The organism is Streptomyces sp. ADI95-16 (assembly GCF_003721495.1).
Classification (GTDB): domain Bacteria; phylum Actinomycetota; class Actinomycetes; order Streptomycetales; family Streptomycetaceae; genus Streptomyces; species Streptomyces goshikiensis.
Window position 1 is genome coordinate 4,732,801 of record NZ_CP033581.1, and the last position, 17,498, is coordinate 4,750,298.

Here is a 17,498-nt window from a genome sequence, read left to right on the forward strand (position 1 = left end):
GTGACCTCCCCCGGGGCGGCGCGGTGAAACGCCCGTCCGCAAGTCAGTCGCGGCCTGATGAGACCATGGCTGGTGTGAGCTACCCGTATCCGTATGAAGCCCCAGTCTCGCAGAACCTGTTTACGCGTGCGTCCCTCGTGACGCCGGGCGGCGTGAACTCTCCCGTGCGCGCCTTCCGCGCGGTGGGTGGAACGCCCAGGTTCATGGTGTCTGGTACCGGTCCTTATCTGACCGATGCCGACGGCCGCGAGTACGTCGACCTGGTCTGCTCGTGGGGTCCGATGATCCTCGGGCACTCCCACCCGGCCGTCACGGAGGCGGTGATGGCCGCGGTCGCCCGCGGCACCTCCTTCGGTACGCCCGGTGAGGGTGAGGTCGCGCTCGCCGAGGAGATCGTCGCGCGTGTCGAGCCGGTCGAGCAGGTCCGTCTGGTGTCCTCGGGCACCGAGGCGACCATGTCCGCGATCCGGCTGGCCCGTGGTTTCACGGGCCGGGCCAAGGTGGTGAAGTTCGCCGGCTGCTACCACGGGCACGTGGACGCGCTGCTGGCCGCGGCCGGCTCGGGTCTGGCGACCTTCGCGCTGCCCGACACCCCCGGGGTGACCGGTGCGCAGGCCGGGGACACGATCGTGCTCCCGTACAACGACCTGGAGGCGGTCCGGGCGGCGTTCGCCGCGCACCCGGGTGAGATCGCCTGTGTGATCACGGAGGCCGCGCCCGGCAACATGGGTGTCGTGACTCCGGCGGCCGGTTTCAACCAGGGGCTCGCGGACGTGTGCCGGGAGAACGGCGCGCTGTACATCTCCGACGAGGTGATGACGGGCTTCCGCACCTCGCGCGCCGGCTGGTTCGGTGTGGACGGGGTCAAGCCGGACCTGATGACCTTCGGCAAGGTCATGGGCGGCGGTTTCCCGGCGGCGGCGTTCGGCGGCCGCGCCGATGTGATGGGTCACCTGGCTCCGGTCGGCCCGGTCTACCAGGCGGGCACGCTGTCCGGTAACCCGATCGCCACCGCGGCGGGTCTGGCGCAGCTGCGGCTGCTGGACGACGCCGCGTACGAGAAGGTCGACGCGGTGTCGGCGCGGATCCAGGGTCTGGTCACGGAGGCGCTGACCAAGGAGGGTGTGGCGCACCGGCTCCAGACGGCCTCCAACATGTTCTCCGTGTTCTTCACCGAGGACGAGGTGACGAACTACGACGAGGCGAAGAAGCAGGAGGCTTTCCGCTTCAACGGGTTCTTCCACTCGATGCTGTCCCAGGGCGTCTACCTGCCGCCTTCCGCCTTCGAGTCCTGGTTCGTTTCGACGGCCCATGACGAGCGGGCCGTCGAGCGGATCGCGGCGGCGCTGCCCGCCGCCGCCCGCGCCGCGGCCGAGGCCACCCCGGAGGTGTCCGCATGAGCGAGATCACGGTCGTCCACCTGATGCGGCACGGCGAGGTGCACAACCCGGACGGTGTGCTCTACGGCCGCCGGGCCGGCTATCACCTCTCCGACCTGGGACGCGAGATGGCGGACCGGGTCGCCGAGCACCTGGAGAGCCGGGACATCACGCATGTGGTGTCCTCGCCGCTGGAGCGGGCGCAGGAGACTGCCACGCCGATCGCGAAGCTGCACGGTCTGGAGCTGGCGACCGACGGCCGGCTGATCGAGGCCGGCAACGTCTTCGAGGGCAAGACCTTCGGTGTCGGTGACGGCGCGCTGCGCAAGCCGGGCAACTGGAAGCACCTGACGAATCCGTTCAAGCCGTCCTGGGGCGAGCCGTACGTCGAGCAGGTCGTCCGGATGATGAGCGCGATCGAGTCGGCGCGTGACGCGGCCCGCGGTCATGAGGCGGTCGCGGTCAGCCACCAGCTGCCGATCTGGATCGTGCGCAGCTTCGCGGAGAAGCGGCGGCTGTGGCACGACCCGCGGCGCCGGCAGTGCACGCTGGCCTCGCTGACCTCGTTCACGTACCAGGGCGACGCGCTGGTGTCGGTGGGCTACAGCGAGCCGGCGCGGGACCTGGTTCCGGCGCATTTGCTGGCGGGGGCGAGGCCCGTGAAGGGGAAGTCGAAGGCGTTCGGCGCCTGACCAGCGCCTTAGCAGCCCGTCGGGGGGTGCGGAAGATCCGCAAATCGCCCATGCGAAACTTTTCACATGAGCCTTAGCCGCGCCCCCCGTCGCCGCCGCTCGACCAGCGGCCGCGCCACCCTGCTGACCGCGGTGACCCTCGCCGGCGCCTTCACCCTCGCGGCGTGCGGCGATTCGGGCGGTGGCGGTAAATCCGCCGGTTCCGCCGGCGGCAATTACGTGACGGGCCCCAGCGGCATCTCCACGGTCGCCAAGGCGGACCGTACGGACGCGCCCAAGCTCGACGGCGAGACCGTCGACGGCAAGACCCTCGACACCACCACGCTCAAGGGCAAGATCGTCGTCCTGAACGTGTGGGGTTCGTGGTGTCCGCCCTGCCGGGCGGAGGCACCGAACTTCGCGAAGGTCTCCAAGGAACTCGCCGACGCCGGCAAGGACGTCGCCTTCGTGGGCATCAACACCCGCGACAACAGCAAGCAGAACGCGGCGGGCTTCGAGGAGACCTTCGGGATCACCTATCCGAGCCTCTACGATCCGGACGGCAAACTGATGCTCCGCTTCCCCAAGGGGACGCTGAACGCGCAGTCGATCCCGTCCACGATCGTCCTCGACAGGGAGGGCAAGATCGCCGCCCGTACCCTGGTCGCGGTCAACGAGGAGCAGCTGCGCTCGATGATCGACCCGCTGCTCGCGGAGAAGTGACCTCGTGGTCACCGAACTCTCCCCGTTCCTCCTCGCGGCCGAGCAGACCGGCGTGAACACGACGGTCATGAACGGCGCGCTGCTGCTGGCCCTGCCGCTCGCGCTGCTGGCCGGGCTGGTCTCGTTCTTCTCGCCCTGTGTGCTCCCGCTCGTCCCCGGCTACCTCTCGTACGTGACCGGCGTCGGCGGAGCCGATCTCGCCGAGGCCCGGCGCGGCCGGATGCTGGGCGGCGCGACCCTGTTCGTCCTGGGCTTCTCGGCCGTCTTCGTCTCCACGGGAGCGCTCTTCGGCTACTTCGGGGACACCCTCGCGGCGAACAAGGACGGCATCTCCCGGATCCTGGGCGGCCTGGTCATCGTGCTCGGCCTGTTCTTCATGGGGGCGATCCCCGGTTTGACGATGCGCGAGTTCCGCTTCCACAAGAAGCCGGCGGTGGGCCTGATCGGCGCGCCGGTGCTCGGCGTGCTCTTCGGGGTCGGCTGGACCCCCTGTATGGGCCCGACGCTCGCGGCCGTCAACACGCTCTCCCTCGATCAGGCGACCGCCGGCCGCGGCGCGCTGCTGACCGTCGTGTTCTGCCTGGGACTCGGGCTGCCCTTCATCCTCACCGCCCTCGCCTTCCGCAAGGCGCTCGGCGCGTTCGGCTGGGTGAAGCGGCACTACGCGTGGGTGATGCGCATCGGCGGCGGCATGCTGATCCTGACGGGTCTGCTGCTCGTCACAGGAATGTGGAGCAGCATCGTCGGCGAGATGCAGAGCTGGACCAACGGCTTCACGGTGGGGATCTGAGGACTACACGGACATGAGTACGACTGACAACGCGCCCACAGGCGCGACGCGATCCGAAACCACCGCCGAGGCCGAGGCCGAGGCCGGGACCGAAGCCGAAGCCCGGGCCGAGGCCGGGACCGAAGCCGAAGCCGAAGCCCGGGCCGAGGCGAGCGCCGAGGCGGCCGCCGGGGCACAGCTGTCCACCGCGCCCCTCGACGACGCCCCCGCCGACCCCGTCGGCATCGGTGTCTTCGGCTGGGTCCGCTGGTTCTGGCGCCAGCTCACCTCCATGCGGGTGGCGCTGATCCTGCTGTTCCTGCTGTCCCTCGGCTCGATCCCCGGCTCCCTCATCCCGCAGACCCAGGTCGACGCCCTCAAGGTCGCCGACTGGAAGAAGGAGCACGCCTCCTGGGTCGGGATCGCGGAGAAGCTCCAGCTCTTCGACGTCTACAGCTCGGTGTGGTTCTCCGCGATCTACATCCTGCTGTTCATCTCGCTGATCGGCTGCATCCTGCCGCGCTCCTGGCAGTTCGTCGGCCAGCTCCGGGACCGCCCGCCGGGCGCCCCGAAGCGGCTCGACCGGATGCCCGCGTACGCGACGTGGCGCACGGAGAAGCCCGCCGGCGAGGTGCTCGCGCACGCCAGGACCCTGCTGGGCGGCCGCCGCTTCCGCACCGAGCCGTCCGGCGACTCCGTCGCCTCCGAGAAGGGCTATCTGCGCGAGGCCGGGAACCTGGCCTTCCACATCGCCCTGATCGTGATGCTGATCGCGTTCGCCTGGGGCCAGCTGTTCAAGTCCGAGGGCGGCAAGCTCGTCCTGCGCGGCAAGGGCTTCTCGAACACGCTCACCCAGTACGACGACTTCAAGAAGGGCGGCTTCTTCGAGCCCGACGACCTGCCGCCGTTCTCCTTCACGCTCGACAAGTTCGACGCGACCTTCGAGGAGTCCGGCCCGCAGAAGGGCACCCCGCGCGACTTCAAGGCGTACGTCACCCTCCGCGAGGGCTCGGACGGCAAGCCGCAGAAGCGCGAGATCGAGGTCAACACCCCGATGCAGGTCGAGGGCTCCAAGGTCTACCTGCTGGGGCACGGCTACGCGCCGGTCATCTCGGTGACCGCCCCCGACGGCAAGGTGATCTTCAAGGACGCCGTGCCGATGCTGCCCCAGGACGCGAACCTGACCTCCTCCGGCGCCGTCAAGGTCACCGACGGCTACAAGAACAAGGACGGCAAGGCGGAGCAGCTCGGTTTCAACGCCTGGTTCGTGCCGACGTACGCGGGCGAGGGCAAGGGGACGATGTTCTCCCAGTTCCCGGAGCTGAAGTTCCCCGTGCTCGCGCTCAACGCGTACCACGGCAGCCTCGGCGTGGACTCGGGCCTTCCGCAGAACGTGTACCAGCTCAACACGTCGAAGATGGAGAAGTTCACCGACGAGAACGGCGAGCTGTTCAAGCGGAAGCTGCTGCCGGGCGAGACGATGACCCTTCCCGACGGCGCCGGCACGGTGAAGTTCGAGGGCATCGAGCGCTGGGCCACCTTCTCCGTCACCCACCAGCCCGGCAGCGGCCTCGCCCTCGCGGGCGCGATCGCCGCCATCGGCGGCCTGGCCGCCTCCCTGTTCATCCAGCGCCGCCGGATCTGGGTCCGCGCGGTGACCGGCGAGGACGGCGTGACCGTCGTCGAGATGGCGGGACTGGGCCGCAGCGAGTCCGCCAAGCTCCCGGAGGAGCTGTCGGCGCTCGCCGCGGCGCTCCACCAGCAGGCGCCCACCGCGCCCGCGCCCGACCGACCTGCCAAGGAAACCGTTGAAGTTGAAGGGGAGCGCGGATGACGCCGCTCGCAGTCGCAACCGATGAGCACCTCGCTCAGATCAGCAACTACCTGGTCTATTCGTCGATGGCGGTCTACATGCTCGCCTTCTTCGCGCACATCGCCGAGTGGATCTTCGGCAGCCGCAGCAAGGTGGGCCGTACGGCCGCCGCGCTGACCGCCTCCAAGGCCGCCGGGGCCGCCGGGACCGCCGGGGCTCCCGCCGTGCAGGTGCGCGGCAAGGGCGGGACCGCCGTACTGGACCGGCCGAAGGTCGTCACGCGGTCCGCGGCCGGTTCCCGCGACGTCCCGGACGGCCCGGGCGCGGCCGGCGGCACCGAGCAGGGCGACCTGTACGGGCGGATCGCGATCTCGCTGACCGCGCTCGCCTTCATCATCGAGGCGGCCGGCGTCGTCGCCCGTGCCATGTCCGTGCAGCGCGCCCCCTGGGGCAACATGTACGAGTTCTCGCTGACCTTCTCCACGGTGGCGGTCGGCGCGTACCTGGCGCTGCTGGCGCTGAAGAAGAACGTGCGCTGGCTCGGCCTGATCCTGGTCACCACCGTCCTGCTGGACCTCGGCATCGCCGTCACCTGGCTGTACACCGACAGCGACCAGCTGGTGCCCGCGCTGCACTCGTACTGGCTGTGGATCCACGTCTCGACCGCGATCTTCTGCGGCGCCGTCTTCTACATCGGCGCGGCCGGCGCGGTGCTGTACCTGTTCCGCGACTCCTACGAGGCCCGGCTCGCCGAAGGCCGCACGCCGGGCCGGTTCGCGGCCTCGGTGATGGAGCGGCTGCCGTCCGCGGCCTCGCTCGACAAGTTCTCGTACCGCATCAACGCGGCCGTCTTCCCGCTGTGGACGTTCACCATCGTCGCGGGCGCGATCTGGGCCGGCGACGCGTGGGGCCGCTACTGGGGCTGGGACCCCAAGGAGGTCTGGTCCTTCGTGACGTGGGTGGCGTACGCCTGCTACCTGCACGCCCGCGCCACCGCCGGCTGGAAGGGCCGCAAGGCCGCGTACCTCGCGCTCTTCGCCTTCGCCTGCTGGATCTGGAACTACTACGGCGTGAACATCCTGCTCAACGGCAAGCACTCCTACGCGGGCATCTGACCGGCGGGAGTGGGACGCTGGTGTCATGTCTCCTGTGAGCCATGGCACCAGCGAGAGCCGGGGCGAGGACCGCCGGCTGCTGAGGTTCGAGCCGCACCTGCCCCACGCCTACGAGACGATCTGGCCCGCCCTGACCACGCCGGACGGGCTGCGCGGCTGGCTGGCCGAGGCGGACGTCCTGGAGCGGCGCCTGGGCGGAGCGGTCACGCTGCGCGGGGCGGAGGGCGGGCCGGCGCTCCCGGGGCAGGTCACGGCCTGGGACGTCGAGCGGGTCGTGGAGTACACGCTGACCGGGCTCGGGCGGATCCGCTTCCACCTGGAGCCCGTGGGCACCGACTCGACCGTGATCCGCTTCTCCCACGAGTACGCCCCGGACCAGCCCGGCCCCGGCCTCGGCCTCGACCGGCCCGGCTCCACCGGGGGCCGCGCGGTGGACGCGGAGTACCTGGCCGGCTGGCACCGCCGCTTCGAGCTGCTGGAGTCCGCGCTGGAGGGCCACCCGGCGGCGCCCCCGGCCCGTACCGACCAGCGCCTGGCCGCACTACGGGCCTCCTACACCCCACCCGCCGCCGCGGCCTGAGCCGCGTGCGCGGCCTCCGGGCACGCCGCCCGGACCCTGGCCCACGCCGCGCGCCTCGGCGTACCGTCCCGGTCTCGGCATCCGCCGCGCGGACCCTGGCTCACGCTGCCCGGTCTCGGCGTTCCGCCCCGGTCTCGGCGTACCGCCCCGGCCTCGGCGTCCGCCGCCCCGGTCTCGGCATCCGCCGCGCGGGCCTCGGCGTCCGCCGCCCCGGCCTCGGTGCGATTCCTCACCACACCGGTCGTAGCGCCGGCAGCGGGCCCTCCCCGTGCAGTGCGCGCACGAGTCGGGCCAGCTCCCCGCGCAGGGCGCCGAGGTCGGCGGTGTGCGCGAGTTCGGCCTCCAGCTCGTGCAGGATCCGGCCCGCCACGGCCAGGTGGTCGTGCGCCGCCCGCGTCAGGACCACGAGCTTGCGCCGTCCGCCCTCGGGGTGCGGTTCGCGCCGGACGTAGCCGCGCCGCTCCAGGTCGTCGACGATCTGCCCGGCCGCCTGTTTGGTCACCCCGAGGCGCTCGGCGAGCTCGGTGGCGGTGGCACCGGAGCGCCCCAGTACCTGGAACGTCATGCCGTGCAGGGGGCGCAGATCCTCGTACCCGGCCGCGGCGACCCGGCGGGTGAACTCGCCGAGCAGCAGCTGGAAGCCCATGCCGAGCAGAAACATCAGCTCGATGCCCTCGTCTTGGTTGCTGGTCACGCAGACATGGTGACACGCGCGTGTAAAGGTGCTTTACTCATTGCGAGTAAAGCACCTTGACTCGCCAGGAAGAAGACGAGGCCACCCCCATGCGCGTGATCAGCGTTTCCCCCGACAGCGTCACCACCACCCCGAACGCCACCATGACCGGGCTCGCCTCCCCCAGCCGGGGCAGCTCCGAGCTCAGCACCTGGCGGGTCGACATGCCCGCCGAGGCCACGGGGCCCGAGCACTCCGTCAGCCGCGAGCAGGTCTGGACCGTCACCACCGGCTCGCTGGAGGTCACCTGCGGCGGCCGCACCGAGAGGGTCGCCACCGGCCAGACCCTGGTCCTCCCGCCGGACGTCCCGCGCACCATCAGCGCCCCGGGGCGCTTCGAGGCCCACGTCGCGATGCGCGCGGACGCCGTCGTCACGGTCACGGGCGCGGAGGGCACCCGCGAACTGCCCTGGGCGCGCTAGTGACCTGAGTCGGAGGTTTCTCGTTGGTTCGGTATGAGTCGTCCTGGTCCGAAGATTCCGCCGTTGTCGGTGACCGATGCCCAGCGTGTTGTGCTGGAGGGCTGGTTACGTCGTCGTTCGACGGCCCAGGCTCTGGCTCAGCGGTCGCGGATCGTGCTGGAGTGCTCAGACGGCCGCTCGATCATGGAGGTGTCCCGTCGGCTGCGGATCGCTCCGGATACGGTCCGCACCTGGCGGCGGCGTTTCCTGGAGCACGGCTTGGACGGTCTGTGCGACGAGCCCCGGCCGGGTGTACCGCGGAAGATCACCGATGCCGATGTGGAGCGAGTGATCGTCAAGACCCTCGAGGAAACGCCGAAGAACGCCACCCACTGGTCCACCCGCTCGATGGCCGCGGCGACGGGGATGTCACAGTCGAGCATTTCACGGATCTGGCGGGCCTTCGCGCTGGCCCCGCACCGGTCGCAGACGTTCAAGCTGTCCACGGACCCGCTGTTCATCGACAAGGTCCGCGATGTCATCGGTCTTTATCTCGACCCGCCTGAGAAGGCCCTGGTTCTCTGCGTGGACGAGAAGTCGCAGATCCAGGCCTTGGACCGGTCCCAGCCGGTCCTGCCGATGATGCCCGGTGTTCCAGAGCGCCGCAGCCACGACTACATCCGGGCCGGCACCACCACCCTCTTCGCAGCCCTCGAAGTCGCGACCGGCAAGGTGATCGGATCACTGCACCGACGGCACCGGGCCGTCGAGTTCAAGAAGTTTCTGGCCAAGCTCGACAAGGAAGTCCCGGCCGGTCTCCAGGTCCATCTGATCCTGGACAACTACGCGACCCACAAGACGCCGGACGTGAAGAAGTGGCTGCTGGCGCACCCGCGCTTTCACCTGCACTTCACGCCCACGAGCGCGTCCTGGCTGAACCTGGTCGAGCGGTGGTTCGCCGAGCTCACCCAGAAGAAACTCAAGCGTGGAGTCCACCGCTCCGTCCAGGCACTCGAACGCGACATCCGGGCCTGGCTGACCGACTGGAACGACCAACCCAAGCCCTTCGTCTGGACGAAGACCGCCGACGAGATCCTCGACAAAGTCGCCGCCTACTGCCAACGAATCTCTGACTCAGGTCACTAGGGCGCCGGGCGCGCCAGGCGCGCAAGAGGCGTCCTAGTTCTTGTCCTTGCCGTCCTGCTCGTCGCGCAGGGACCGCAGGAACTCCGGGTTGTCGTCCGGCGCCACCCACTGCGCGCGCCGCGCCCGGCCCGCGCCGCCGCCGAAACCGCCGCCCGCGAGCGTCCGCTTCTTGCCGGCGGCCAGCCACACCACCGGGCCGACGATCGAGAAGAGCAGGATGATGATCACCCAGATCACCTTCGGGAGGTGCTTGACCTCCTCCTCCGGCGTGTTCAGGCAGTCGATGAAGGCGTAGATGGTCAGCGCGATGATCAGCAGGAACGGCAGATAGCGCAGCACGGTGTGGGACCGACTCCCGGGCAGTGGCGGCGGGGCCCCGCAGGGGGCGCCCCGGTGACGCCTCCAGGGTAGTTGGTGACGGATACTGGCCCCTATGGCTTACGACGATCTCCGCTCGCTGCTCCGGGCTCTGGAGCGAGAGGGCGACCTCAAGCGCATCAAGGCCGAAGTCGACCCGTACCTGGAAATCGGGGAGATCGTCGACAGGGTGAACAAGGCGGGCGGTCCCGCGCTGCTGTTCGAGAACGTCAAGGGCTCGGCGATGCCGCTGGCCATGAACGTCTTCGGGACCGACCGCCGCCTCCTCAAGGCCCTCGGCCTGAAGTCGTACGCGGAGATCAGCGAGAAGATCGGCGGGCTGCTCAAGCCCGAGCTGCCGCAGGGCTTCATCGGGGTCCGCGAGGCCTTCGGCAAACTCGGCTCGATGGTGCACGTGCCGCCGAAGAAGGTGAAGGGCGAGTCCGCCCCCGTCCAGGAGGTCGTCCTCACCGGCGACGACGTGGACCTGGACCGGCTCCCGGCCCTGTTCACCTGGCCCAAGGACGGCGGGTCCTTCTTCAACCTCGGTCTGACGCACACCAAGCACCCGGAGACGGGCGTGCGCAACCTCGGCCTCTACCGCCTCCAGCGCCACGACAAGCGCACCATCGGCATGCACTGGCAGATCCACAAGGACAGCCGCAACCACTACGCGGTGGCCCAGAAGCGGGGCGAGCGACTGCCGGTCGCGATCGCCTTCGGCTGCCCGCCGGCCGTGACGTACGCGTCGACGGCGCCGCTGCCGGGCGACATCGACGAGTACCTCTTCGCCGGGTTCGTCGCGGGCAAGCGGATCGAGATGGTGGACTGCAAGACGGTCCCGCTCCAGGTCCCGGCCAACGCCGAGGTCGTCATCGAGGGCTGGCTGGAGCCGGGCGAGATGCTGCCGGAGGGGCCCTTCGGCGACCACACCGGCTTCTACACCCCGCAGGAGCCGTTCCCGGCGCTGAAGATCGACTGCGTGACGATGCGCAAGCGTCCGCTCATCCAGTCGATCGTGGTCGGCCGCCCGCCGACCGAGGACGGCCCGCTGGGCCGCGCCACGGAACGCTTCTTCCTGCCGCTGCTGAAGATCATCATTCCGGACATCGTGGACTACCACCTGCCTGAGTCGGGCGGCTTCCACAACTGCGCGATCGTCTCGATCGACAAGAAGTACCCCAAGCACGCGCAGAAGGTCATGCACGCCATCTGGGGCGCCCACATGATGTCGCTGACCAAGCTGATCATCGTGGTGGACTCCGACTGCGACGTCCACGACCTGCACGAGGTGTCCTGGCGGGCCCTCGGCAATACGGACTACTCCCGTGACCTCACGGTCGTCGAAGGCCCGGTCGACCATCTCGACCACGCCTCGTACCAGCAGTTCTGGGGCGGCAAGGCCGGTATCGACGCCACGAAGAAACTGCCGGAGGAGGGCTACACGCGCGACGGCGGCTGGCCCGACATGGTGGAGTCCGACCCCGCGACGGCGGCCCTGGTGGACCGCCGCTGGAAGGAGTACGGCCTGTGAGCATCGCCGTGGGCGGTCCCGCCCTCTTCATCGGCAGCGACACCCCCTGCGTCGCCCTCGTGCGCCCCTCGATCGACCCCGCCCAGCCGGAGGTCCGCGAGGCCGCCGAGCGGGCCGGGGTCACCCCCGAGGAGTTCGCCGGACCGTCGGACCTGTGGCAGCTGATCGCCGACCGGACCGACGGCGAGGGCCGCGAGATCGCCCTGAACGACCTCTCCGACGCCGAGGCGGCCGCCTTCGCGGACAGCCTGCTGGCCGCGACCGCCGACCCGGACTCCGAGTTCTCGCTGGTGCTGACCGTGTCGGCGCACGATGTCCTGCGCCTGGACGGCCGCCCCGCGGGCGAGGGCTTCGCGTTCGTCGCCGCCGTCGTCCCGCCGCCCTCGGAGGGCACCCCGGCGCTGGAGGTCGAGATCGGCCCCCAGTCCGTCGCCGACCTCCGCGCCGAACTCGAACAGTTCCGGAGGAACCTCGGATGACGACCACCGCCGATGGGGTGATCGGGCCCGGCCCGGCACCGCAGCCGACCGGCAAGGTCAAGGCGTTCCTGCGGCTCGTGATGATCGAGCACTCGGTCTTCGCGCTGCCCTTCGCCTACATCGCCGCGCTCACCGCGATGTTCGAGCTGGACCGCACCATGCACTGGCGGGAGCTGCTGCTCGTCACCGTCTGCATGGTCGGCCTGCGGACCTTCGCGATGGCGGCGAACCGGATCATCGACCGCGAGATCGACGCCCGCAACCCGCGCACCGCCGGGCGCGAGCTCGTCACCGGCGCGGTGTCCGTGCGGACGGCGTGGACCGGGGCCGGGGTCGCGCTCGTGGTGTTCCTCGGGTCGGCGGCGCTGCTGAACCCGCTGTGCCTGATGCTGGCGCCGCTCGCCGTGGTGCCGATGGTGGTGTACCCGTACGGCAAGCGGTTCACGAACTTCCCGCACGCGATCCTGGGCCTGGCCCAGGCGATAGGCCCGATCGGGGCCTGGCTGGCCGTCACGGGCGAATGGTCCTGGGACGCGGTCATCCTGGGCCTCGCCGTCGGCGTGTGGATCGGCGGCTTCGACCTGATCTTCGGCTGCCAGGACGTGGCGGCCGACCGCGCCGAGGGCGTCAAGTCCGTCCCGGCCCGCTTCGGCATCCCCGCGGCCCTGTGGGGCGCCCGCGCCGCGCACGCGGTGACCACCGGCCTGCTCGTCTGGTACGCCCTCGCCACCGGCGCGGGCGTGCTGTTCTGGTGCGGCCTGCTGATCGTCGTCGCGGCGTTCCTCTACGAGCACACCATCGTCAAGCCGCACGACCTGTCCCGTCTGAACCGCGCATTCTTCACGGTCAACGGGTTCATCGGCATCGCCCTCTTCGTCTGCGCGGTCCTCGACCTGGCCGCCCGGGGCCTCGCCCTCTAGGCCGTCCTAGGCCATCCAGAAGAAGACGGCCGTCATGCGCTTGTCCTCCAGGGTGCTGCCCCGGTAGCCGGTCGCCGTGTGGATCATGTTGGCGGCGTAGAGCAGCAGCCGGTTGTAGCGGGGCGGGACGCGGACGTCCTCGGTGAAGGAGTCCGGCGGGACGAAGCGGGTGCCGAGGGCGTCGACCAGGTTGTTGTGCGGGGCGAGCACCTGGTTGCCGCCGAGGACGCCGCCCGGCAGCAGCTGCCGGTGGAAGCTCGTACCGCAGTCCTCGGGGAGGTCCGGGCTGAGGTAGAGGACGGCGGCGTAGCGGCACAGGGCGCGGGAGTCGGTGTGCGGGCGCGGCTCGGACTCGTCCTTGCCGACCACCTGGACGCAGTTGTGGTTGAAGGTGCCGCCGCCGGTGTGTTCCTCGGCCCAGATCCGGCGGGCTCCGGTCGCCCGCCGCACCACCTTCTCCACGTGCGCCAGTTCGGCCTGCTCCAGGCCGGGCATCGTCCGCAGTCCGGGCCAGGGCTCGGGCTTGTACGGGCGGCCCTCGACCCAGTCGTCGGAGGCGAGGTGCCGGGCGCGTACGGCGTCGGGGTCGGGGAGTACGTCGTCCAGGATCCAGTAGTCGCGCCCCCGGGTGGGCTTGCGGTAGGGCAGGACCGGTAACCCGCCGGGGCGCGGGGAGTGTGACGGCATGCCGCGAACGCTAGTTCCGGGACGGTTGCGCAGGCCCCAAGGGGGCCTCAAGGGGCCCTCAAATGGCTGCCAACGGGCCGCCAAGGCTCCGGCAAGGGGCCGCCGTCGCAGGCCGCCGGCCGCCGCCGCACGCCGCCGCACGCCGCCGGACGAGGCGTCAGGCGGCGCGTCGGGCGAGGCGTCAGGGCCCTGCCGGCTTGCGGCGGGGGAAGGCGAGCGCGGCGGCCACGCCCGCCAGGAGGCCGAACAGGTGGGCCTGCCAGCTGATCATGGAGTCGGTGGGCAGGACGCCGGTCAGGGCCGTCGTCCCCCACAGGGCGGCGATGACGATGCCGACGACCACGCCCAGCGCTCTGCGCTCCACGAACCCGCGCACCAGCAGGTAGCCGAAGAGCCCGAAGACCAGCCCCGAGGCGCCGGCCGTGATGGAGTCCGAGGGGGATATCAGCCACACCGCGAGCCCGTCGGCCACGGTGATCACCGCGCAGACGGCCAGGAAGCGGCGGATGCCGCCGAGGGCCGCGACGAAGCCGAGCACGAGCAGCGGCAGGCTGTTGGCGGCCACGTGCCCGAAGCCGAAGTGGAGGAACGGGGCCGCGAGGATCCCGCCGAGGGAGTCCGGCTCGCGGGCGACGATCCCGTACGCGTCGAGGGCGTGGCCGGTGGCGAGGTCGAGGACCTCGATCAGCCACAGCAGGGCCACCCAGCCCAGCATGAGTTTTCCGGCCGCCTTCGCCCGGTCGGCCGGGCTCCAGTCGTCGATCCGGGTGTCCGCTCTCGCGTACGCCATCGGGATCCCCCTTCCACTGTCCGTCCCACCCTGTGAACGTCGGGTCACCTTACTCAGTGCCCACCGGTGGTGGCCGGATAGTCTCGTAGGCATGACTGACGGCAAGCGCACCCCCTGGGTGGTTGGGGTATCCGGGGCGTCCGGGACGCCGTACGCGGCGGCGGTGGTCCGCGGGCTGCTGGCGGCGGGCGAGAGCGTGGACCTGGTGGTCAGCCGGGCCTCGCGGCTCACGCTGCTGGACGAGACCGGGATCGCCTTCCGGGACGCGCACTGGCGGGAGGACCTGGAGCGGTGGCTGGGCCGCGGGGCGGACGGGAAGCCGGAGACGTTCCCGCGCCCCGGTCTGGACGACGTCCGGTACTGGGGTGCCGGGGACCTGGCCGCCGGACCGAGCTCGGGCTCGTACCCGGTGAAGGGGATGCTCATCGTCCCCGCGTCGACGGCGTGCGTGGCGGGGGTGGCGCTCGGGCTTTCGAAGGACCTGCTCCAGCGGGCGGCGAGCGTGACGCTCAAGGAGCGGCGCCGGCTGGTGGTCGCGGTGCGGGAGACCCCGCTGAACGGACAGACCCTCAGGCATCTGGTGGCGCTGGACGAGGCGGGCGCAGTGGTGCTGCCCGCCTCTCCGGCGTTCTACGCGGGTGCGACGCACATCCAGGATCTGGTGGACTTCGTCGCGGGGCGGGTGCTCGACGCGGCAGGTGTGCCGCACGGGCTGTACCGCCGTTGGGAGGGGGAGCTCGGAAGCGCCCGCTCCCCGGGGGAGGCGAGCGGTGGCTAGCGCTTCTTGGCGTGGCCGGGCTTGCGGGTCTTGTCGACGCGACGGGCGGCGGCGGGCTGGTCGGTGCGGGATCGGTTGGCCAGCTCCTGGAGCTGTCGCATGTGCGCGTAGGCCATCTCGATCGTGTACACGGTGAACCACTCCTGATACTCGTCAGATCATCGTTGATCTGTTGAAAGATTCGCAGGGTGTTCACCCTGCGTGCCTTAGATTCTATACCTAAACTTGCAGGATCGCCGAATAATGGAAGGCTCCACGTAATGGACACGGTGGACAGGCAGCTCATCCAGGCACTCCGGGAAAACGGTCGTGCCTCGTACGCGGAGCTGGGCCGTCTCGTGGGCCTCTCCGGCCCCAGCGTCACCGACCGCATCAACCGCCTGGAGACGGCCGGTGTGATCACCGGCTACCGGGCGACCGTGGACTCGGCGTCGCTCGGCATGGGCGTCACCGCCCTCATCGGCATCTCGCTCTCGGACGCCGCCGACCACGAGGACGTGGCCCGCCGGCTGCGCGACCTCGCCGAGATCGAGGACTGCTGGTTCATCGCCGGCGACGACTCGTACATGCTCAAGGTGCGGGCCGGTGACGTGGACGGGCTGGAGCGGATCATCCGCAAGCTCTCCGGCACCAGAGGCGTCTCCCGCACCCGTACCACCATCGTGCTCTCCACGAAGTGGGAGAACCGGGTCGGGGATCTGCCCGAAGAGGCCTGAGAGTACGGTTGCGGGGTCGGACAAGGGCATGCGGTACAGGACGAAGAGGAGGCGACCGGCCGATGGACGCTGGGCTCAAGCGTGAGCTGGAGGAGAAGGTCCGCTCCGGCGAGCGGCTGACCCGTGAGGACGGCATCGCCCTCTACGAGTCGGATGACCTGGCCTGGCTGGGCGGCCTCGCCCACGAGGTGCGCATGCGCAAGAACGGTGACGTCGTCCACTTCAACGTCAACCGTCACCTCAACATGACGAACGTGTGCACCGCGTCCTGCGCGTACTGCTCGTTCCAGCGCAAGCCGGGCGAGAAGGACGCGTACACGATGCGCATCGAGGAAGCCGTCCGCCTGGCCAAGGCCATGGAGGGCGAGAACCTCACCGAGCTGCACATCGTCAACGGCCTGCACCCGAGCCTGCCGTGGCGCTACTACCCGCGCTCGCTCTCGGCCCTGAAGGAGGCGCTGCCGAACGTCTCGCTGAAGGCGTTCACGGCGACCGAGATCCACCACTTCGAGACGATCTCCGGGATGTCGGCCTCCGACATCCTGGACGAGCTGATCGAGGCGGGTCTGGAGTCGCTCACCGGCGGCGGCGCCGAGATCTTCGACTGGGAGGTCCGCCAGCACATCGTCGACCACCGCACCCACTGGGAAGACTGGTCGCGCATCCACCGGCTCGCGCACGAGAAGGGGCTCAAGACCCCCTCGACCATGCTCTACGGGCACATCGAGGAGCCCCGGCACCGCGTCGACCACGTGCTGCGGCTGCGCGAGCTCCAGGACGAGACCGGCGGTTTCCAGGTCTTCATCCCGCTGCGGTACCAGCACGACTTCGTGGACATGAAGGACGGCAAGGTCCGCAACAAGCTCCAGGCGCGGACGACGATGGCCACCGGCGCGGAGGCGCTGAAGACCTTCGCGGTCTCGCGGCTGCTGTTCGACAACGTCCCGCACGTCAAGGTCTTCTGGGTGATGCACGGCGTGCAGACCGCCCAGCTCGCGCTCCAGCACGGCGCGGACGACATGGACGGCTCGGTCGTCGAGTACAAGATCACGCACGACGCCGACAACTACGGCACCCCGAACAAGCTGGGCCGTGACGACCTCCTGGAGCTCATCCGGGAGGCCGGCTTCCGCCCGGTCGAGCGCAATACGCGCTACGAGGTCATCCGCGAGTACCCCGGCCCGAACACGGAGCTGCGCGAGACCCCGCAGCCGATGCGCCTCTGACGCCCCGAGCACGCTGAAGCCCCGGTCCCGCGCGGACCGGGGCTTCGTTGTTCCCGGGCTCCGTTGCCCCCGCCGCGCGTAAGGGATAGTTTTGCGCTGTGACCCTTACCTTCACCTTCGATCCCGCCGTCGACCCCGCCCTGCGCGACGGCCTCGTCGACCTCTGGACCGACGCCTCCAACGCCGGCGGGGCCATCGGCTTCGTCCCGCCCGTCACCCGCGAGGACATCCGGCCCGAGCTGGTCAAGCACCTCGCCGCCATGGCGGAGGGCCGCACCCGTCTGGTCGTCGGCCGTGACGGCGACGGCCGGGTCGGGGCCGCCGCGTTCCTCGCGTTCAACACGCACCGGCTGCAACGGCACTGGGTCTGGGCCTACACGGTGATGGTCCACCCCGGCCTCCAGGGCTGGGGCGTCGGCCGCGAGCTGATGGCGGCCGTCGCCGACGCCGCCCGCACGCTCGACGGGATCGACGCGATCCGCCTGGGCTGCCGCGGCGGCCACGGCCTGGAGCGCTTCTACGCCTCCTGCGGCTACAAGGAGGTCGGCCGCGTCCCCGCCGCGATCCGCGTGGCACCGGGCGACGACCGCGACGACATCACGATGCTGCTGCCGCTGCTCTGACCCCGCCGGGCCGCAGGGGGGTCCGGTCGTGCTTCACTGGACGGGCACGTCCGGACGT

Annotated in this window: 21 protein-coding genes; 16 read left to right on the top strand and 5 right to left on the bottom strand. The window is 70.4% G+C overall.

Annotated elements, in window-relative coordinates:
• The first annotated feature begins 65 nt into the window (after positions 1-65).
• The 7 genes from hemL (at position 66) to EES41_RS21065 (ending at position 7,050) form a co-directional block, all read left to right on the top strand.
• A complete protein-coding gene (hemL, locus tag EES41_RS21035) occupies positions 66-1,400 on the top strand; it encodes a glutamate-1-semialdehyde 2,1-aminomutase (protein WP_174261713.1) in 1,335 nt (444 codons plus the stop codon).
• Positions 1,397-2,071, top strand: a complete 675-nt coding sequence (locus tag EES41_RS21040) for a histidine phosphatase family protein (protein ID WP_123079880.1) — start codon at positions 1,397-1,399, stop codon at positions 2,069-2,071. The genes hemL and EES41_RS21040 overlap by 4 nt, the downstream gene beginning before the upstream one ends.
• Positions 2,072-2,137: 66 nt before the next feature.
• Positions 2,138-2,773, top strand: coding sequence for a TlpA disulfide reductase family protein (locus EES41_RS21045; protein ID WP_123079881.1), 636 nt, complete (start codon positions 2,138-2,140; stop codon positions 2,771-2,773).
• A 67-nt stretch (positions 2,774-2,840) separates the two neighbouring features.
• Positions 2,841-3,563: a cytochrome c biogenesis CcdA family protein gene (locus EES41_RS21050; RefSeq protein WP_123082609.1), complete on the top strand. Its 723-nt coding sequence runs from the start codon at positions 2,841-2,843 to the stop codon at positions 3,561-3,563.
• 13 nt (positions 3,564-3,576) lie between these two features.
• The gene (locus EES41_RS21055) at positions 3,577-5,376 is read left to right on the top strand and encodes a cytochrome c biogenesis protein ResB (RefSeq protein WP_174261714.1); all 1,800 of its coding nucleotides are present in this window, start codon (positions 3,577-3,579) and stop codon (positions 5,374-5,376) included.
• On the top strand, positions 5,373-6,470 hold the full coding sequence (ccsB, locus tag EES41_RS21060) for a c-type cytochrome biogenesis protein CcsB (protein ID WP_073794565.1): 1,098 nt from the start codon (positions 5,373-5,375) through the stop codon (positions 6,468-6,470). The genes EES41_RS21055 and ccsB overlap by 4 nt, the downstream gene beginning before the upstream one ends.
• Before the next feature lie 25 nt (positions 6,471-6,495).
• Positions 6,496-7,050, top strand: coding sequence for an SRPBCC domain-containing protein (locus EES41_RS21065; protein ID WP_254211527.1), 555 nt, complete (start codon positions 6,496-6,498; stop codon positions 7,048-7,050).
• 229 nt (positions 7,051-7,279) lie between these two features.
• Here EES41_RS21065 and EES41_RS21070 read toward each other — a convergent pair whose 3' ends face one another.
• The gene (locus EES41_RS21070) at positions 7,280-7,711 is read right to left on the bottom strand and encodes a MarR family winged helix-turn-helix transcriptional regulator (protein ID WP_123082611.1); all 432 of its coding nucleotides are present in this window, start codon (positions 7,709-7,711) and stop codon (positions 7,280-7,282) included.
• 89 nt (positions 7,712-7,800) lie between these two features.
• Here EES41_RS21070 and EES41_RS21075 point away from each other — a divergent pair, with 89 nt between their 5' ends.
• Positions 7,801-8,205: a cupin domain-containing protein gene (locus EES41_RS21075; RefSeq protein WP_254211528.1), complete on the top strand. Its 405-nt coding sequence runs from the start codon at positions 7,801-7,803 to the stop codon at positions 8,203-8,205.
• Positions 8,206-8,238: 33 nt separating this feature from the next.
• On the top strand, positions 8,239-9,330 hold the full coding sequence (locus EES41_RS21080; protein WP_123079884.1) for an IS630 family transposase: 1,092 nt from the start codon (positions 8,239-8,241) through the stop codon (positions 9,328-9,330).
• 33 nt (positions 9,331-9,363) lie between these two features.
• Here the strand turns inward: EES41_RS21080 and EES41_RS21085 are convergent, their stop codons facing one another.
• Positions 9,364-9,669 carry a PLD nuclease N-terminal domain-containing protein gene (locus EES41_RS21085; protein WP_174261715.1) on the bottom strand — a complete coding sequence of 102 codons (306 nt, stop codon included), beginning with the start codon at positions 9,667-9,669 and terminating at the stop codon, positions 9,364-9,366.
• 94 nt (positions 9,670-9,763) lie between these two features.
• Between EES41_RS21085 and EES41_RS21090 the strand changes: the two genes are divergently transcribed.
• From EES41_RS21090 to mqnP, 3 genes are read left to right on the top strand one after another with little or no spacing between them, the layout of a single operon-like run.
• The gene (locus EES41_RS21090) at positions 9,764-11,221 is read left to right on the top strand and encodes a menaquinone biosynthesis decarboxylase (RefSeq protein ID WP_008738498.1); all 1,458 of its coding nucleotides are present in this window, start codon (positions 9,764-9,766) and stop codon (positions 11,219-11,221) included.
• Complete coding sequence (locus tag EES41_RS21095) at positions 11,218-11,700, top strand: hypothetical protein (RefSeq protein ID WP_123079885.1); 483 nt, start codon at positions 11,218-11,220, stop codon at positions 11,698-11,700. The genes EES41_RS21090 and EES41_RS21095 overlap by 4 nt, the downstream gene beginning before the upstream one ends.
• Positions 11,697-12,620 carry a menaquinone biosynthesis prenyltransferase MqnP gene (gene mqnP / locus EES41_RS21100; protein WP_123079886.1) on the top strand — a complete coding sequence of 308 codons (924 nt, stop codon included), beginning with the start codon at positions 11,697-11,699 and terminating at the stop codon, positions 12,618-12,620. Before EES41_RS21095 ends, mqnP begins: the two co-directional genes overlap by 4 nt.
• A 6-nt stretch (positions 12,621-12,626) precedes the next feature.
• Here mqnP and EES41_RS21105 read toward each other — a convergent pair whose 3' ends face one another.
• Together EES41_RS21105 and EES41_RS21110 are read right to left on the bottom strand one after the other, a co-directional pair.
• Entirely contained in the window at positions 12,627-13,307 is a 681-nt protein-coding gene (locus EES41_RS21105; protein ID WP_123079887.1) for a DUF6445 family protein, read from the bottom strand.
• Between the two features lie 181 nt (positions 13,308-13,488).
• A complete protein-coding gene (locus tag EES41_RS21110) occupies positions 13,489-14,097 on the bottom strand; it encodes a rhomboid family intramembrane serine protease (protein ID WP_123079888.1) in 609 nt (202 codons plus the stop codon).
• Positions 14,098-14,188: 91 nt separating this feature from the next.
• Between EES41_RS21110 and EES41_RS21115 the strand changes: the two genes are divergently transcribed.
• The gene (locus EES41_RS21115; protein WP_008738486.1) at positions 14,189-14,875 is read left to right on the top strand and encodes a UbiX family flavin prenyltransferase; all 687 of its coding nucleotides are present in this window, start codon (positions 14,189-14,191) and stop codon (positions 14,873-14,875) included.
• Here the strand turns inward: EES41_RS21115 and EES41_RS43845 are convergent.
• Complete coding sequence (locus EES41_RS43845; RefSeq protein WP_008738484.1) at positions 14,872-15,006, bottom strand: hypothetical protein; 135 nt, start codon at positions 15,004-15,006, stop codon at positions 14,872-14,874. The two genes, EES41_RS21115 and EES41_RS43845, sit on opposite strands and share 4 nt — an antisense overlap.
• Positions 15,007-15,135: 129 nt before the next feature.
• On the opposite strand from EES41_RS43845, the gene EES41_RS21120 reads away from it, so the two are divergent.
• The 3 genes from EES41_RS21120 (at position 15,136) to EES41_RS21130 (ending at position 17,440) form a co-directional block, all read left to right on the top strand.
• Positions 15,136-15,591 carry an Lrp/AsnC family transcriptional regulator gene (locus tag EES41_RS21120; RefSeq protein ID WP_008738483.1) on the top strand — a complete coding sequence of 152 codons (456 nt, stop codon included), beginning with the start codon at positions 15,136-15,138 and terminating at the stop codon, positions 15,589-15,591.
• Between the two features lie 62 nt (positions 15,592-15,653).
• Complete coding sequence (gene mqnE / locus EES41_RS21125; RefSeq protein WP_123079889.1) at positions 15,654-16,817, top strand: aminofutalosine synthase MqnE; 1,164 nt, start codon at positions 15,654-15,656, stop codon at positions 16,815-16,817.
• A gap of 98 nt (positions 16,818-16,915) precedes the next feature.
• Positions 16,916-17,440, top strand: coding sequence for a GNAT family N-acetyltransferase (locus tag EES41_RS21130; RefSeq protein ID WP_123079890.1), 525 nt, complete (start codon positions 16,916-16,918; stop codon positions 17,438-17,440).
• Positions 17,441-17,498: the final 58 nt, after the last annotated feature.

Bases quoted from the DNA above. Each gene is read 5' to 3' on its own strand.
- ccsB (WP_073794565.1), top strand. From the start codon at position 5,373: ATGACGCCGCTCGCAGTCGCAACCGATGAGCACCTCGCTCAGATCAGC.
- EES41_RS21120 (WP_008738483.1), top strand. From the start codon at position 15,136: ATGGACACGGTGGACAGGCAGCTCATCCAGGCACTCCGGGAAAACGGT.
- EES41_RS21115 (WP_008738486.1), top strand. From the start codon at position 14,189: ATGACTGACGGCAAGCGCACCCCCTGGGTGGTTGGGGTATCCGGGGCG.
- EES41_RS21065 (WP_254211527.1), top strand. From the start codon at position 6,496: ATGTCTCCTGTGAGCCATGGCACCAGCGAGAGCCGGGGCGAGGACCGC.
- EES41_RS21055 (WP_174261714.1), top strand. From the start codon at position 3,577: ATGAGTACGACTGACAACGCGCCCACAGGCGCGACGCGATCCGAAACC.
- EES41_RS21080 (WP_123079884.1), top strand. From the start codon at position 8,239: ATGAGTCGTCCTGGTCCGAAGATTCCGCCGTTGTCGGTGACCGATGCC.
- hemL (WP_174261713.1), top strand. From the start codon at position 66: ATGGCTGGTGTGAGCTACCCGTATCCGTATGAAGCCCCAGTCTCGCAG.
- mqnP (WP_123079886.1), top strand. From the start codon at position 11,697: ATGACGACCACCGCCGATGGGGTGATCGGGCCCGGCCCGGCACCGCAG.
- EES41_RS21050 (WP_123082609.1), top strand. From the start codon at position 2,841: ATGAACGGCGCGCTGCTGCTGGCCCTGCCGCTCGCGCTGCTGGCCGGG.
- mqnE (WP_123079889.1), top strand. From the start codon at position 15,654: ATGGACGCTGGGCTCAAGCGTGAGCTGGAGGAGAAGGTCCGCTCCGGC.
- EES41_RS21045 (WP_123079881.1), top strand. From the start codon at position 2,138: ATGAGCCTTAGCCGCGCCCCCCGTCGCCGCCGCTCGACCAGCGGCCGC.
- EES41_RS21040 (WP_123079880.1), top strand. From the start codon at position 1,397: ATGAGCGAGATCACGGTCGTCCACCTGATGCGGCACGGCGAGGTGCAC.
- EES41_RS21110 (WP_123079888.1), bottom strand. From the start codon at position 14,097: ATGGCGTACGCGAGAGCGGACACCCGGATCGACGACTGGAGCCCGGCC.
- EES41_RS21070 (WP_123082611.1), bottom strand. From the start codon at position 7,711: ATGTTTCTGCTCGGCATGGGCTTCCAGCTGCTGCTCGGCGAGTTCACC.
- EES41_RS21090 (WP_008738498.1), top strand. From the start codon at position 9,764: ATGGCTTACGACGATCTCCGCTCGCTGCTCCGGGCTCTGGAGCGAGAG.
- EES41_RS21105 (WP_123079887.1), bottom strand. From the start codon at position 13,307: ATGCCGTCACACTCCCCGCGCCCCGGCGGGTTACCGGTCCTGCCCTAC.